General features: G+C 62.8%; 12 protein-coding genes. 8 read left to right on the top strand and 4 right to left on the bottom strand.

The genetic code is table 11. From position 1 onward, the window contains the following. Positions 1-289: 289 nt before the first annotated feature. The 4 genes from NKT35_RS15680 to NKT35_RS15695 all read left to right on the top strand — a co-directional run bounded on the left by NKT35_RS15680 (position 290) and on the right by NKT35_RS15695 (position 3,164). On the top strand, positions 290-1,078 hold the full coding sequence (locus NKT35_RS15680) for an enoyl-CoA hydratase (RefSeq protein ID WP_254294633.1): 789 nt from the start codon (positions 290-292) through the stop codon (positions 1,076-1,078). Between the two features lie 151 nt (positions 1,079-1,229). Beyond that, the gene (locus NKT35_RS15685; RefSeq protein ID WP_254294635.1) at positions 1,230-2,153 is read left to right on the top strand and encodes a LysR family transcriptional regulator; all 924 of its coding nucleotides are present in this window, start codon (positions 1,230-1,232) and stop codon (positions 2,151-2,153) included. Positions 2,154-2,163: 10 nt separating this feature from the next. Further along, positions 2,164-2,613 (top strand): hypothetical protein, encoded by a 450-nt coding sequence (locus tag NKT35_RS15690; RefSeq protein ID WP_254294637.1) that lies wholly within the window; start codon positions 2,164-2,166, stop codon positions 2,611-2,613. A gap of 29 nt (positions 2,614-2,642) precedes the next feature. Further along, complete coding sequence (locus NKT35_RS15695; protein WP_254294639.1) at positions 2,643-3,164, top strand: GNAT family N-acetyltransferase; 522 nt, start codon at positions 2,643-2,645, stop codon at positions 3,162-3,164. Positions 3,165-3,234: 70 nt separating this feature from the next. On the opposite strand, the gene NKT35_RS15700 is transcribed toward NKT35_RS15695, so the two are convergent. Next, positions 3,235-3,438, bottom strand: coding sequence for a cold-shock protein (locus NKT35_RS15700; protein ID WP_254294641.1), 204 nt, complete (start codon positions 3,436-3,438; stop codon positions 3,235-3,237). 295 nt (positions 3,439-3,733) lie between these two features. Here NKT35_RS15700 and NKT35_RS15705 point away from each other — a divergent pair, with 295 nt between their 5' ends. The 3 genes from NKT35_RS15705 to NKT35_RS15715 all read left to right on the top strand — a co-directional run bounded on the left by NKT35_RS15705 (position 3,734) and on the right by NKT35_RS15715 (position 11,826). Next, positions 3,734-4,186, top strand: coding sequence for a MarR family winged helix-turn-helix transcriptional regulator (locus NKT35_RS15705; protein ID WP_254294643.1), 453 nt, complete (start codon positions 3,734-3,736; stop codon positions 4,184-4,186). Between the two features lie 389 nt (positions 4,187-4,575). Beyond that, positions 4,576-7,047: a two-component system response regulator gene (locus NKT35_RS15710; protein WP_254294646.1), complete on the top strand. Its 2,472-nt coding sequence runs from the start codon at positions 4,576-4,578 to the stop codon at positions 7,045-7,047. A 54-nt stretch (positions 7,048-7,101) separates the two neighbouring features. Next, a complete protein-coding gene (locus NKT35_RS15715) occupies positions 7,102-11,826 on the top strand; it encodes a PAS domain-containing hybrid sensor histidine kinase/response regulator (protein ID WP_254294648.1) in 4,725 nt (1,574 codons plus the stop codon). Positions 11,827-11,878: 52 nt separating this feature from the next. Here NKT35_RS15715 and NKT35_RS15720 read toward each other — a convergent pair whose 3' ends face one another. Both NKT35_RS15720 and NKT35_RS15725 read right to left on the bottom strand, forming a co-directional pair. After that, positions 11,879-14,182: an FdhF/YdeP family oxidoreductase gene (locus NKT35_RS15720; RefSeq protein ID WP_254294650.1), complete on the bottom strand. Its 2,304-nt coding sequence runs from the start codon at positions 14,180-14,182 to the stop codon at positions 11,879-11,881. 147 nt (positions 14,183-14,329) lie between these two features. Continuing rightward, positions 14,330-14,611, bottom strand: a complete 282-nt coding sequence (locus NKT35_RS15725) for a hypothetical protein (protein WP_254294652.1) — start codon at positions 14,609-14,611, stop codon at positions 14,330-14,332. A 60-nt stretch (positions 14,612-14,671) separates the two neighbouring features. On the opposite strand from NKT35_RS15725, the gene fdhD reads away from it, so the two are divergent. Then, entirely contained in the window at positions 14,672-15,490 is an 819-nt protein-coding gene (gene fdhD, locus NKT35_RS15730; RefSeq protein ID WP_254294654.1) for a formate dehydrogenase accessory sulfurtransferase FdhD, read from the top strand. 9 nt (positions 15,491-15,499) lie between these two features. Here the strand turns inward: fdhD and mobA are convergent, their stop codons facing one another. Further along, positions 15,500-16,111, bottom strand: coding sequence for a molybdenum cofactor guanylyltransferase MobA (gene mobA / locus NKT35_RS15735; RefSeq protein WP_254294656.1), 612 nt, complete (start codon positions 16,109-16,111; stop codon positions 15,500-15,502). Between the last annotated feature and the right edge of the window lie 9 nt (positions 16,112-16,120).

Here is a 16,120-nt window from a genome sequence, read left to right on the forward strand (position 1 = left end):
CGTCTGGGCTTGCCGTGCGGATGGGCCATGTCGCTCGCCGATTCTTTTTGGCATTATCGAAACAATCCTTCTACAAAAAAGGTTGGATATAATTGTTTCGCCTACTGGCCAAAAGGTCAGTTTGCAATGAGAATGTAACGGATTGGCGCGGCTTGCGTTTTGCTCATGGCGATACGTAAAGGGCTGCGTCGATACCCTTACCGTGATGGAGAAGTCACAGCCCGCTCGCTGGATACCGCCAGCGCGGCGGACTGAACGAAGATAGATGGGGATACATGAGGAACACAATATGGCCAGGTATTTGACACTTGAACGGCTGGGCAAGTCAGCCATCATCACCCTTTCCAATCTGCCTGCGAACCTGTTGACGACGGAAAGCCTGAAAGAGCTGACGGCGACGCTGCGGGATTTGAATGCTGATGACGGCGTGCGTTCGGTGGTGATTACCGGCGCCGGCGACGCGTACTTTTCCGCCGGAGCGGATTTGAAGCAATTCGCCTCGGGTGACAAGGCAGCGGCGGATGTCGTGCTGCAGGCTTTCGCCGATGCCCTGCAGGCCATACGCAATTATCGCGGCGTGACCGTGGCGGCTGTCAATGGTTACGCCTTGGGCGGCGGGCTGGAATGCGCCCTGGTATGCGATTACATCATCGCCGAACGCGGCTCCAAGCTGGGGCTGCCTGAGACGAAGGTGGGCCTGATCCCCGCGGCGGGCGGCACCAAGACGCTGGCCGACAAGGTCGGCGTGTCTTGGGCCAAGCGCATCATCCTGGGCGGCGAGGTGGTCAGCGCGGAGCAGGCGCTGAAAATCGGACTGATCGAAGAGGTGGTGGATCAAGGTTTCGCCAAGATCGTGGCCGTGAGCCTGGCCAACAAGGTGTCGTCGCAGGCGCCTGGCGCGGTGGCGGTGGCGCGCAAGCTGATTGAGGACAGCCCTAATCTGTCACTCGATGAGCATCTGAAGCGCGAGCGCGCGGCCACGCTGGGCCTGGTGGGCGGCGACGAGCAGCTGGAAGGCGTGTCCGCCTTCATCGGAAAACGCGCGCCGAGCTGGGCGCAGGAGGATGAGGACGACTGATCGACGCCCCTGACGCGTCGATCCTGTCAGCCGCCCGTCAGCATGTTCTGCCGGGCGGCTTTGTTTTGCCTGCGGGCCCTGTGCTAGCCTAGACTGCATTTGGCATCATCCTGCCGAATTCAAAAAATAGTCTTTAAAGACAGGGGAGAACATGGAAATCTACCAGTTGCGGACCTTTGTCACCGTGGCTCAGCAGGGCCACTTGACGCAGGCAGCCGAACTGTTGCATCTATCGCAGCCGGCGGTGACGGCCCAGATCAAGGCGCTGGAGGAGGAGGTGGGCATGCAGCTGTTCGAGCGCAACGCCGGCGGCGTCAGCCTGACTCGGGCAGGGCAGGAGCTGCTGCCGCAGGCGCAAGGCGTGCTCGGCGCGGCGCGAGACATCATTCATCATGCCAAACAATTGAAAGGCCAACTGGCCGGCGCGGCTAAAATCGGCGTGACGCTGATGCCCGATATCCTGAAGCTGGGGCCTTGGGTGGCGGCGCTGGTGGAGCGCTATCCCTTGCTGGAAGTGCAGCTGACGCATGGCGTGTCGGTGGATGTCTTGAATCTGGTGCGCAAAAAGGAACTGGACGCGGGCTTCTTTCTCGGCCGCAATCCCTATATGAACGTCTGCACGGTGCCGCTGCAAACCTTGAATTTCCGCGTGGCGCTGCCCGTGGCCTGGGCGGGGCAGCTGCGCGAAGGCAAGCTCAAGGATTTGGGCAAGCTGCCCTGGCTGGGCATCTCGCAATTCTCCAGCTTGTCCAAGATCACCTCGGAACTCTGGCGCGAATTGAATATCTCGCCGAAGAAAGTGACCGAGTGCGACCACCTGTCGGTTATGCTGGAACTGGTGGCCGCCGGCGTCGGCGCGGCGCTGATCCGAGATGAAGACGCCCAGCCCTGGCAGGACGCCGGCAAGATTTGGTTGGCGCCGGATGTGAGCAAGCGCGCGGATTTACAATTTGTTTATCCGGCGGACCGGGCGGGCGATCCGGTGCTGGAAACCCTGCTGCGGGAGTTGAGGTCGGTATGGCAACTGCCCTGTCCCCAGCCCATGACAGATCCCGGCGCGTTTGCGCCAAGCTAGAGGAGGCCACATGGCCAGCTGGATAGTCGGTGCGGTGGAAACGTATTGCGGCGCGGTGGAAAGGGGTCAGCGCCGCTGGTTGGAGGTGCAGGAGGATGTCTGTCGCAGCTGGCTGTCGTCGATTGTGCCAGGCTTTCCGATGACGCAGGGCGAGCTGGACGACAGGATAGACGGCAATCTGCTGGTGGGCGCCTCTGTATGGCAGGCGCAGGCGGATACCCAGCGCGACTTGATGCTGGCCACGGAAAAAATGTGGGCCGAGATGGGGCGATGTATCCAGCAGCAATTGCCCGATCACCCGCCCATCGCAGTGATGCGCCAGGCACTCGAGCTTGGTTATGCCTCCGGCGCGGCGATGTCCAAGGCGTCCAGGCAAGCGGGCCATTTCGCCGCGACCAATCTATCCGCCACTCCCCTGAAAGCAGCCCGCAATATGCGCAAGGTCATGCGCAAAACATGACGGCGCGCACTTGAAAAAAGAAATTGCGCATGTCGATTATCATTGAGCCGGCCGCGGACATGCGGCGGGTGGTGCTGGAGCCAGCGTCTATCCGTCAATGGCGCGAGTGGCTGGCCGCCGGCGAGGCCTCTGCCTTGGGCCTGCGCAGCGCGGTTGGCGCCTTGCCGCCCGCAGAAGTGCTGCTGCGGGGGTTCGAACAAATGGATCAAGGCGGGGATGCCGCATGGTGCTTGCCTTACTGCATGGCACTGGCCGACTGCGTGGTCGGTTCCTGCGGCTTCAAGGGCGAGCCTTGTCTGGGCATTGTCGAGATCGGCTATGGGGTGGCGCCTGCTTGGCAAGGACGCGGCATAGCCAAGGGCGCGGTGCTGGCATTGCTGGATATCGCGCGCGATAGCGGGAGGGTCCGGATGGTGCTGGCCCAGGTGAATCCGCAAAACCAGCCATCCACTCGACTGGTTCGCTCGCTGGGTTTTGAGGCGGGGGAGATACTGCTCGACGAGCGGGATGGCGAACCGTTGCGGCAGTGGTTATGGCCTGTCGAGGGCTGAAGCGGGACGGGTTGCGGAGAGATCAAAAAAACCGGCCAAGGCCGGTTTTGCTCATCGATGCCAAGGCGCTTTATTCAGGCTGGATGTTGGAGGCCTGCTTGCCCTTGGGGCCTGCGATGACGTCGAAACTTACACGCTGGCCATCTTTCAGCGATTTGAAACCGCTGGAGTTGATGGCGGAGAAGTGGGCGAACAGATCGTCGCCGCCTTCATCCGGCGTGATGAAGCCAAAGCCTTTTGCATCGTTGAACCACTTTACGGTACCGGTTGCCATTGTGTTTCGTTCCTAATCGAAATAAGAGCGGATGCCCTGATGGAATGATATGCAAGGCGGGAGAGGAAGTTCAAATGCAATTGACATGGTTGATGCTGGCCGTTAGGTCAGTTTTTACGTTTTAGCACGGGAAAATTGGTTCCGAAGGGAACTTTCCATGCTTGATATGGCCGGCTTGGGCATGTCTTGATCGATAGGGAATGGGGGGGGCAGTATGGAGAGTCAAGGGCCTTGAGGTGGTCATGCGGGGCGTTTTATTGTAAAAATAATAAGCTAACTTACTATAAGCAGAGTGATGAAACTGACCCTGATAGAGCGATTCGGCTTCCTGGTGAGCGACACCGGGCGTTTATACGGCAGGGTGTTCGATCAACGCGCCAGGCAGCAACTGGGGCTATCGTTGGCCCAATGTCGTTTGCTGGGCGCCTTGGCCGCGCATCAAGGCAAAGACGCATTGTCGCAGGCGGAACTGGCCGATAGGCTGGACCTGACCCCGATGGGCGTGGCAACCCTGTGCGATCGAATGCAGGCGGCTGGCTGGCTTAGGCGCGTGGCCTGTCCGCAGGATCGACGCGTCAATAAGATAGAACTGTTGCCGCCAGCCTATGAGGCGCTGACTGCGGCGATGGCGCTGGGGGATGAATTGCAGGCCCAAGCGCAGCAAGGCTTGAGCGAAGAGGAGGCGGCGCGTTTGCGCGTCCTGCTGCGCAAAGTCCATGGCAATCTGTCCGCGCTGATGGTGCGGTGAAGGCTGCTGTCCGCCAGCGCGGGCGTTGACCTTGGGCGGCATCCCGCCGCCCTTCTGTTCGCCGCGTGTCGCGCGCGTTTTTGAATTTCCCTTCCCTATGGATTTCAGGCGGGCTTCACGCGGCCATTCCTGATCTTTTCCGACGTTTTGATTGGACGCGTTCGACGCCAGTTCTGGCGGTCAATTGTCCTCAAGGGCTACGTACTTACCATTAATTTGCTGCAGGTGCGATGCAAACAGGGTGGCGGGTCCTTGTCGCTGCTTCCGGAGAAGTCTATTCCTAAAAGCGATGGCTCAGTTGATCCATGTCCCTGCCGTCCCTCGAGGGCTGCATACCGATTGATCCGGAAGCATGCCGGCGCGGCATGCGTTTGGTCCAGGAATGCCAGATGTTCAATGATACTCTGCAAGAACAGGTCAAGATACTGATTGTCGATGACATGGCGAGCAATATCCATGTGATACGCGAAGCCGTGCGCGACCTGGGAGAGGTGCGCTTCGCGACCAGCGGGCAGGCCGCGCTGGAGATCGCCCGCCGCATCGTGCCGGATCTGATCTTGCTCGATATCGAAATGCCGGGCATGGATGGCTACGCGGTATGCCGTGAAATCAAGACGATTCCAGGCTTGGCGGATATCCCGGTGATTTTCGTCACCTCGCACGACCAGGATGGCCATGAGCTGCAGGCGCTCAATCTGGGGGGCGTGGATTTCCTGCTCAAGCCGCTGAACGTCCCGATCGCGCGCGCGCGCATCCAGACCCAGCTCAATCTGCGCCATCAAACCCGGCAACTGGCGAGGGCGCGGCAGGACATGGCAGATGTCTTGCAGTATCTGCCTGCTTTCGTCGCCAGCTGGAACGCCGAGTTGCGCAACGAGTTCTGCAATGATCAGAACGGCAAATGGTTTGGCCTGGGCGCGGCGGCGATATTGGGCATGCATTTGCGCAAGGTGTTGGGAGAGGCGAACTTTCGCGAAGTGGAGCCCCATTTGGGCGCGGTGCTACGGGGTGACAATTGCGCCTTCGATTTGTGCCTGACCCGCCGCGACGGGGGCGTCGTCTACGGGCAGGCTGCCTTGGTCCACCGTCCGCAAGCGAGTGGGGAGCCGGGTTTCTTGATGCTGATCACCGATGTGACCGAGCGCCGCCGAGCGGAGCAGGCGCTGCGCGACGAGAAGGAGCGCATCCGCATCATGCTCAACTCCATCGGCGACGCGGTGATCGCGACGGATACCGCCGGCCGGGTCACCTTTCTCAATCCCATCGCGGAGGCGATGACAGGCTGGCAAGCGCGCGAGGCGATGGGAGAGACGATTGAAAAAGTGATGCCCTTGCGGGCGAGCGACTCCGGCCATGTGCACGACAACCCTGTCCGCCTGGTGTTGAGCGAGCAGAGGGCGGTGGGCATGGCGATGAACTGCTCGCTGCAAACGCGCGATGGCCGGTTGGTCGAGGTCGAAGACTCGGCATCGCCGGTGCTGGACCACGCCGGGCGGCTGTCAGGCGCCATCGTCGTGTTTCATGATGTCAGCGAGGCCAGGGCGCTGGCGGTCAAAATGAGCCATATGGCGCATCATGACGCCCTCACCAATCTGCCCAACCGGATGCTGCTGAAGGATAGAACCCTGCAGGCCTTGCAGCAGGCGGCCCATGTCGGCGAGCGGCTGGGCTTGTTCATCCTGGACCTGGACCATTTCAAGACCATCAATGACGCCATGGGCCACTCCACCGGCGACAAACTGCTGCAATTGGTCGCCAAAAGGCTGTTGGAGTTGGCGCAGCCGGGCGATACCGTCAGCCGGCAGGGCGGCGACGAGTTTTTCATTCTGAAACGCGGCATGCCGGGCATCGAGTCGCTGGGCGCGTTTGCCAGCCGGCTGTTGAAAAACCTGTCCGAGCCTTACTGGCTGGGCGAGGGGCGCTTCGATCTGTCGGTCAGCATCGGAATCAGCGTCTACCCGGACGACAGTCAAAACCAAGAAGAGCTGTATCGCCATGCCGACGCGGCGATGTATCAGGCCAAGGAGGAGGGGCGCAACCGCTTCCGCTTCTTCTCTTCGGAAATCGAGGAGGCGCTGCTGACCCGCCAGGCGCTGGAGCGCCATATCCGGATGGGCGCGGAGCAGGGCGGCTTCGTCGCTTTCTATCAGCCCAAAGTGCTGGCGCCGTCCGGCAAGGTGGTGGGCGTGGAGGCGCTGATGCGATGGCGCAAGGACACCGGAGAGGTGGTGTCGCCGGGCGCTTTCATTCCCTTGGCGGAGGAAACGGGACTGATCCTGCCGCTGGGGCGATATATCCTGCGGCAAGCCTGCCTGGACGGCAAACGTTGGGCGGATGCCGGCCGCAGGCTCAAAGTGGCGGTGAATGTGTCGGCGGTGCAGATCGCCGAAGGCTGCTTTTCCGATACGGTGCGCTCCATCATCGCGGAAACTGGCTTCGATCCCTGCCTGCTGGAGCTGGAGATCACCGAGGGCGTATTGGCCGCCAATGTTCAGCAAACCATGCAGGTGCTGAGCGAACTCAAGACCTTGGGCGTATCCATCGCCATCGACGATTTCGGCACCGGCTATTCCAGCCTGGCCTATCTGAAACAGTTCCCCATCGATGTGCTGAAAATAGACCAGAGCTTTGTCCGCGACATGCTGGAAGACCGCAGCGACGCGGCGATTGTGGCGGCCATCGTCAATATGGCGCAGGGACTGGAATTGCAGCTGGTGGCCGAAGGGGTGGAGCGTCCAGAGCAGGAGTCGGCGCTGCTGTGCCTGGGCTGCCGGGTGATGCAGGGCTATCTATATGGACGGCCGATGCCGGCGGGCGAGTTGGAGCAGAGCCTGAATGCGGACATGTCGGCCGCCGATTGATCCGGGCCATGGCGCCCGGCTTTGCGGCTTATGGCCGTTACAAGGGGAAGCGTCGTGAAAGCGATAGCAAGACTGGCCGTCCTGAAGGGCGGCCGCGGCATGATATGGGCGTGGCTGCTTTGGCTGGGCGGGCTCCTGTGCACCGCCGCGCTGATCAACCAATTGCTGCGGGAGGACGCGGTGCAGCGGAGCGTGGAGACCAGCCGCCTGGCCCGTCTCGCCTCTGAGCAATTGCAATCCGCCTATGCCGAAAAGCTTGCCTGGTTGCGGACCTTGGACCGGGTGATCGATGCCGGAGGGGCGCCTGAGCATGTTCGGCGGCAACTGGCCCTATGGTTTCCCAAATCGGCATCCGCCAGCGTGGGTCCTGGCTTCGTCGCCAGGCCGGCGCCGAGCGCTGGCGCGTCTCCAGTAGAGGCGTTCAGCGGCATGAAGGCGGATCAGCGCGCGCTCATACAGGCATCGATGCGCGATGGCCATGCCGTTCTGATCTTTCCGTTCGCGGGAGCGGGCAGCGCCGACATCTGGCTGCCCGTTTACCGCGGCGCTCCGCCGCCGGGCGATGGCTACGCCAGGATGCGCCAGGGCGTGGGATGGCTGACGCTTGAGGTCCCGGTTCGCAGTTTGCTGCCTGGCGGTGAAATCCTGCCGAATGGGATGCGTCTCGAGTTGAGGCATTTGGGCTTGGCCCAAATCTCCTGGGCCGGCATGGGCAAGGCGAGTCCAAGCAAGCTAGAGGCTGTGGCGCCCTTGTCCGGTTTGGGCGAAGGATGGCAGTTGGCGGTACTGTCTAGCCCGAATTGGCGAGTGGGATGGGCGTGGCGGCTCTGGCTGGCGGGGCTGTGCGGCGTTTTGGCCAGTTCAGCCTTGGCCCTGTGGCTGGGCAAGCGCTTGGCTGAGAGGCATGGCAAGGCCAGGGAGGCGGACCAGCTCAGCCTGCGGGCGCGGAATGACGCCCTGGAAGGCTTGGTGGCGGAGAGGACAGCCGAACTGAGCCGCGCCAGGCATGCCTGGAATTTGGTGCTGGACGGCGTGCCGTCCCTGATCGGCTATTGGGACAGGCAGCAGATCAATCGCGTGGCCAATCATGGCTATACCGACTGGTTCGGGGTGCCGGCTGAATCGCTGATCGGCACCTCGCTGCGCGACTTGCTAGACGAGTCGCGCTATCAATCCATTCTGCCGCATATCGAAGGCGCGCTGCGCGGCGAGCCGCAGGCGTTTCAGCGCGAGCTGCCCAAGCCGGATGGCCGGATGCGTTATGTGTTGACGCACTTTCTGCCGGATGTCGACCATGGCGAAGTGATGGGTTTCTTCTCCATTGCCCATGACGTGTCGGAGTTGGTGGAAAGCCGCCACAGCCAGGAGCATGCCCAGCAGGAGGTCGAGAGGCTGCTTGCAACGGTCAATGAACAGCTGTTGCACTGGGTGGTGGACGAGGATGGATGTCTGCTGGAGTGCAATGCGATGTTCCGCCAGGCCTTGGGCTATGGCGAGGATGCCTTGCCCGAGTCCGGATGGTTGGATGAAAGTCAGCATGCTGACAGCTTCTGGGCGGGCGTGGCCGCGCATCTGCGCGACAATAAAGCGTGGCGCGGCGAACTCTGCCTGGTGGCGCGGGATGGCGGCCGACGCTGGCTGGATACGGTATTGGCCCCAGGCGTGGGCCAAAACGGCATGGCGACGAGCTATATCGCGCTGAGCACGGACCGTACGGATAGGCGGCAGGCCGACGCCGAATTGGCCAGGCTGAACCGCTTGCTGGAAAATGTGCTGGATGCCGCGTCGGAGTTTTCCATCATCGCCACCGACGCCCACGGCATCATCACCCTATACAACAGCGGCGCCGCCAGAATGCTGGGGTATAGCGAGGAAGAGATGGTCGGCGTCAGCACGCCGCAGCGTTTCCATATACCGGAAGAGGTGGAGGCGCGCAGCCGCGAATTGAGCGCGCGATACGGCAAGCCGATTGAAGGCTTCGACATCTTTGTGCACGAGCCCAATCTCCATGGCGTGGACAGCCAGAAATGGACCTATGTCCGCAAGGACGGCAAGCAATTGATGGTGTCTTTGGTCGTGACAACCATGCGCGACGAGGCCGGCCGCATCCATGGCTATCTTGGGGTCGCCATCGACATTACCGATCAAGTCCGGCAGCAAAGCGAATTGACTGCCGCGCGCGACCAATTGCAGATGGCGGCGGAAATGGCGGGGCTGGGCGTGTGGAGCTGGTCTCCGCTCGAGGATAAGCTGCAGTGGAACCGCAAGATGTACGAGATTTACCGCCAGCCTGAAGCGCTGGAGGCCGAGGGGCTGGGTTACGGGCATTGGCGGGAGCGCATACATCCCGATGACCGGGACGAGGCGGAACGCATCGTCCGCGACGCACTGGATGGAAAAATCCCCTACGAAACCAATTTCAGGGTGGTCTATCCGGATGGACAGGTCCGTCTGATACAAGCCGGCGCCCGGGTGGAGAAGGACGCGAGCGGCCGCGCGCTGCGCATCACCGGCATCAATCGCGACATCACCGAGCAGCGCGGCTACGAGGACAACCTGCTCAAGGCCAAACAGCAGGCGGAGCAGGCCAGCGTGGCCAAAAGCCGTTTCCTCGCCAATATGAGCCATGAAATACGCACGCCGATGAACGCGGTGCTGGGCTTGCAGCAATTATTGCTGCACACCAGCCTGAACGAACGGCAGCGGGACTATGTGGACAAAACCCAGAAAGCCGCGCGCTCGCTGCTGGGATTGCTCAACGACATTCTGGATTTTTCCAAGATCGACGCCGACAAGCTCAAATTGGATCCGCATCCTTTCGACCTGGAAGCGCTGATGCGCGACCTGGCGGTGGTGTTGTCCGGCAATCACGGCGAAAAAGACGTGGAAGTCATGTTCAGCATGGATCCGGTCTTGCCGACCATGCTGCATGGCGACCGTTTGCGATTGCAGCAGGTGTTGATCAATCTGGCCGGCAATGCGCTGAAATTCACCGAACAGGGACACGTGCTGGTGTCGCTCAGCCTTCAGGCGCGCAGGGAGGCGGAAATCACCTTGCGCTTCGAGATCATCGACACCGGCATCGGCATCGCTCCGGATCAGCTGGAGCGGATTTTCGATGGCTTCACCCAGGCCGAGGCGTCAACTACGCGGCGTTTCGGCGGCACGGGCTTGGGTTTGGTGATCAGCAAGCGCTTGATCGAGCTGATGGGCGGCAGCCTGCATGTGGAAAGCGAGCCGGGCAAGGGCAGCCGTTTCTGGTTTGAATTGCCTTTCGGCATGACTGGCGATGCGATGCTGGCCGTTTCGCCGGCGGAATTGAAGGCGGACATGCGGGTGCTGGTGGTGGACGACAATGCCATCGCCGGCGAAATCCTGGTCAACACCATCACGCAGGTGGGGTGGCAGGCGGGTTATGCCGAAGGCGGCGATGAGGCCATCCGCTTGTTGCGGGAGGCGGTGGCCGCGGGCCAGCGTTACGATGTGGTGCTGATGGATTGGCGGATGCCGGGCCTGGACGGCGTGGCGGTGGCGCGGCAGGTGCGGCAGGAAACCGAGCCGGACTACGCTCCCATCATCGTGATGGTGACGGCTTTCGGCCGCGAGGTGCTGGCTGAGATCGCCCGCCGCCCCTTGGCGCCGTTCTGCGATGTCTTGACCAAGCCCGTTACGCCGCAGCAGCTGGTCGACTCCATCGGGAGGGCCGTGGCGGGGCTGGAGCTGATGCCGCCCCTGGCGTCGGCGGGGCCGAGATTGGGCGGCATGCGGGTATTGCTGGTGGAGGACAATCCGCTCAATCGCCAGGTGGCTTCCGAATTGCTGAGCGCCGAAGGCGCGATGGTGGCGCTGGCCGAGGGCGGCCGCCAAGGGGTGGACAGGGTGACGATGTCGGGCGAGGCGTACGATGTGGTGATCATGGACATGCAAATGCCGGACATGGACGGCATGGAAGCGACGCGCCATATCCGCGCCGATGCGCGTTTCTCCAAGCTGCCTATCCTGGCGATGACAGCCAATGTCTCCGCTGCCGATAGGGATGCCTGTCTGGCCTCAGGCATGAATGATCATGTCGGCAAGCCTATCGACATCGATGAAGTCGTGGCCAAATTGTTGCAATTGTGCGGCCTGGAACACGAGCTTAAGCCAGAGCCGGTCCTGGGCGGGGCGTTGGATGGCGCCTTGATTGAGCCCCTGTCGTCTCGGCTGCGGCGTTTTGGCAACAAGCTCAAGGTATACCGCGCGGCATTGACGGCCTTCTACCCGGAATGCGACCGCCTGTTGAAACTGATGGTCTCGCAAGCGCAAAGAGAGGATTGGGCGGAACTGATGGCCAGCCTGCATGCGCTCAAGGGAGCGGCGGCCACCATGGGCGCCTTGGAATTGGCGCGGCAGTCCGCCTTGCTGTTGCAGCAGTTGCGCGCGGCGGATGACAGATTGAGGCGGGAACTGGCCGTCGCCGCCCATCTGACGGCCTTGGCGAGGCTGGCGGCGGATAGCGCCGAGCATTTGATCGCCTCGCTTCCTGAAGAGCCCAGAGAAAAACAGGCTGTCGTTCTTGAGCCCCAGAGCCTGTTAAGAATGCGCGGCCTGCTGGAGGATAATAATCTGGAGGCGATGGACTTGGTGGCGGATTGGCTGGAGCGCGATCTGGGACGCCATGAATCCGCCATGAACCAAGTGGCGCTGTGTGTGCAGAGGCTGCAGTTCGACGAAGCCAAGCGCATCGTGGGCGAATTGCTGGCCGAACTTTCCCGTGAGGGCGAGGCATTCGAGCGTTAGGGCGGCCGCCCGGCGTGGCCGGGCCGGCCGAGATCCCCTAGCCAGGCGTGGCTTATGCGACGGCTGGCCGCAGCAGCACCGGGACCGATTTGGAGGTGGGGGTGTTGGACACGTCGGCCACGCTGTCCAGCGGGATCAGCGGGTTGGTTTCCGGAAAGTAAGCGCCCAGGCAGCCGCGCGGGATGTCGTATTCCACCAGGCGGAAACCGTCGGCGCGGCGTTCGACGCCATCGTGCCATACCGTGAAGATGTCCACTTTGTCGCCGTCGGCGAAGCCCAGCTTCGCGATGTCGTCGCGGTGTATCAGCAGCACGCGGCGCTGGCCATACACGCCGCGGTAGCGGTCGTCCAGCGCGTAAATCGTGGTGTTGTACTGATCGTGCGAGCGCGCCGTCATCAGCACCATCAGCTTGTCGCCGTGCAGCGCGCGTGCGCGGGAAATCGGGGTGTCTTGCTGCAGCGCGTTGACGATGAACTGCGCTTTGCCGCTGGCGGTGAGCCAGCGCCGTTCGCGTGAGGCCGGCGTCAGATGGAAACCGCCGGGCTTGGCCACGCGGGCGTTGAAGTCGTCGAAGCCGGCGATGGCTTGCGCGATTTCATCGCGGATTTTGGCATAGTCATCCGCATAGTCCAGCCAGGCGACTTTGCCGCTGCCCAGCGTGGCGTGCGCCATGCCCGCCGTGATGGCGGTTTCCGAGCGCAGCAGCTTGGACGCCGGCGGGTTGATGCCGTAGGACAGGTGCACCATGCACATCGAATCCTCCACCGTCACGCCTTGCGCGCCGGTTTTTTGCTGGTCGATCTCGGTGCGGCCCAGCGTAGGCAGGATCAGCGCGTCCTTGCCGTGGATCAGGTGGCTGCGGTTGAGCTTGGTGGATATCTGCACCGTCAGCTCGCAATTGCGCAGCGCTTCGAAAGTGCGCGGCGTGTCCGGCGTCGCCATGGCGAAGTTGCCGCCGAGGCCGACGAAGACCTTGACCCGGCCGTCCAGCATGGCGTGGATGGTTTCCACCGCGTCCAGGCCGTGGCGGCGCGGCGGCTCGAAATCGTAAACCTTGGCCAGGCGGTCGAGAAAGGCCGGCGTCGGCTTGTCCTCTATGCCCATGGTGCGGTCGCCCTGCACATTGGAGTGGCCGCGCACCGGACACAGGCCGGCGCCGCGCCGGCCGATCTGGCCGCGCATCATCATCAGATTGGACAGCATTTGGATGGCGGCCACCGAATCGCGGTGCTGTGTCAGGCCCATGCCCCAGGTGCAGATGACTGCCTTGCCTTTGGCGTAGACCTGGGCGAGGGCGTCGATGTCCTGGAACGGCACGCCGGAGGCGGAAACCAGGCCAGGCCAGCTTTCGGCGCGCAGATCGGCGGTGAAGGCTTCGAAACCATCGCAGTGCTCAGCCAGGAAGTCGACGTCCAACACCCGCGCCGTGCCTGCGGAGACGGCGGCGTCATCGAGCTCCAACACCCGCTTGGCCACGCCCTTGATCAGCGCGAAATCGCCGCCCAGCGTCGGGCGAATGAACAGCGAGCTGATCTGCGCGCCGCCGTTCACCAGGTCCAGCGGGTGCTGCGGGCTGGCGAAGCGGTCCAGCCCCTTTTCCTTGAGCGGGTTGATCGAAACAATGGTCGCGCCGCGTTTGGCAGCCGCGCGCAGCTCGTTCAGCATGCGCGGATGGTTGGTGGCCGGGTTCTGGCCGAATACCAGGATGGTGTCGGCGTGTTCGAAATCTTCCAGAATCACCGTGGCTTTGCCGACGCCTACCGTCTGCGGCAGCGCGCGGCTGGACGATTCGTGGCACAGGTTGGAACAATCCGGGAAGTTGTTGGTGCCGTACAGGCGTACAAACAATTGGAACAGAAAGGCGGTTTCATTGCTGGTGCGGCCGGAAACGTAGAACGAAGCCTGGTCCGGATCGGGCAGGGCGTTCAGATGCCGGGCGATCAGGGCGAAGGCGTCGTCCCAGGCTATCGGCAGATAGCGGTCGCTGGCGCGGTCGTAAACCAGCGGCTCGGTCAGGCGGCCGTGTTGCTCCAGCTCGTAGTCGCTTTGCTCCAGCAGCTCCGTCACGCTATGGCGGGCGAAGAAGTCCGCGCCTACGCGCTTGGAGGTGGCCTCGGCCGCCACCGCCTTGACGCCGTTCTCGCAAAACTCGAAGGTGGAGGTGTGTTCGCGGTCCGGCCAGGCGCAGCCGGGGCAGTCAAAGCCGTCGGGCTGATTCTGGTGAAACAGCGTTTTGTAGCGGTTGCCCGGCACTTTTTCCTTGAGCAGCGACACGGTGGTGCTCTTGATCGAATCCAGGCCGCCCGCAGGCTGCGCGTAAGGCTGGATGCGTTCGCTGTTCTTGGAATGGCTCATAGGGGGACGGCTCCTGCTGAACGGATGGGTTCCGGTTTTGTTTTGGATCAAGGGGTGAAGGATAAAGGAAGGCGGCTGATGGCGGTCAACTTCCTTGCAAACAAGCGTTGCCGCGCTGGCGCGCGCGGCGGATCGGGCGGGATAATGTCAGCCGGAGGCGTTTGAGCCAAACCAGACCTGGCAACAAGCCAGGCCGTGTTCGCTCAGCCAGGCGCGGCCGCGGCTGTTTTCGCCGATTCTCGCCTGAGCCAGTTCCGCCTCCAGCAGCAGATTCAGGCTGCGCAGCAGCGTGCTCATCCGCAGGCCGGATTGTTTGGCCAGCCGGGCGAGCGACCAGGGCGCATCGCCGGATTGGGCGGCGCGCCATAGCTGGGCCAGCAAGGCTGCGAGCTGGGGATCGAGCTGATCGAGAGCGGGAAGGTCGGTCATGGCATGGGCGTGATGGCTGGGCGATCAGTTTACCCGATGAAGCATCAAGCGAGACAGGGAATGGATAAAAGCGATAGCGAGGCAAAGCGCGGCGCGGCGGCGTTGGCGGTGAGGCGGCACCGGGATGGAGAGTGCCGGGCGGATCAGGACCGCGTAGCCGAGGAGACGCCGGTGGCGCTGGTGTTCAACGGCATTTCCCACGCGGTGATGATGGCGACGCCGCTTGATCTTGAGCAATTGGCCATCGGCTTCGCGCTGACCGAAGGCATCGTGTCGCGCGCCGCCGAAATTTTCGATGTCGAGGCCGAGTTTGTCTGCGGCGGCGCGGAAGTGCGGCTGGAAATCGCCCAACCGGCTTTCCTGGCGCTGAAGGACAAGCGACGCAGCCTGGCCGGCCGCACCGGCTGCGGTGTTTGCGGCATAGAAAGCCTGGGCCTGCTGGATTTGCAGCCGGAGCGGCTATCCTCGCCGCGCATGCGCGCCGATGCGGCGGCGATTTCCCGCGCCGCGAGCGAGCTGCCGCGCTGGCAGGCGTTGATGAAGGAGACCGGCGGCGTCCACGCGGCGGCCTGGTGCGCGCCGGCTGGCGAGGTGTTGCGGGTGTTCGAAGACGTCGGCCGCCACAACGCGCTGGACAAGCTGATCGGCCAACTGACGCGGGATGGGGAAGACATGGGCAGGGGCTTCGTGTTCATGTCCAGCCGCGCCAGCTACGAACTGACGCGCAAATGCGCGCGCATGGGCATTCCATTGCTTGCCACCATCTCCGCGCCGACGTCCTTGGCGGTGGATATCGCCCGCCAGGCGGGGATGACGCTGGCGAGCTTCTGCCGGCAGAACGGTTTTGTCGAATATACGGCGGACGACGCTCAAGCCTGAGCAAGGGCCTTAGTTTTGCTGCCGCCAGGCTTGCTCAAGCTTGGCCAGGTCTTCCGGATGATTCAGATTGCTGAAGGCTTCCGGAAGGTCGTCGAACGCCACCGCGACGGCGCCGGCCGACGCCTGCCATTCACGTACCCGGCGGCCGCCGCCGCGAAGATAAGCCTGCAGCGACGGCAACAGCCCGCGCGACAGCGCCATGCACACCGGATGCGGATGGCCGGCGCAATGCGCCACGCTGATTCGGGCCTCGCCTTGCAGCAGCGGCTCCATCAGCCGCGCGGCCAGATCCGCAGGCAGCAAGGGCAGGTCGCAAGGGGCGGTGACTAGCCAATCGCTGGCGCAAGCTCTTAAACCCGCCTCCAAACCCGCCAGCGGGCCGCACTCTGAGAACTCAGGCGCGTCTTCAATCACTAGGCCGAGCGCGGCGTAGCGTTGCAGATTGCGATTGGCGCTGATCAACAGCGCTTCGGCCTGCGGCCGAAGCCGCGCCGCCACGCGTTCGGCCAAGGCTTGTCCCTCCAGCATCAGCCAACCCTTGTCCGCGCCGCCCATGCGCGTGCCTTGGCCGCCAGCCAGCAGCAGGGCGGTGAGTCGGGGCGTGGGGCAGGGTGCAGACATGGCGGACTC

Source organism: Chromobacterium sp. IIBBL 290-4, assembly GCF_024207115.1.
In the GTDB taxonomy this organism is placed as follows: Bacteria; Pseudomonadota; Gammaproteobacteria; order Burkholderiales; family Chromobacteriaceae; genus Chromobacterium.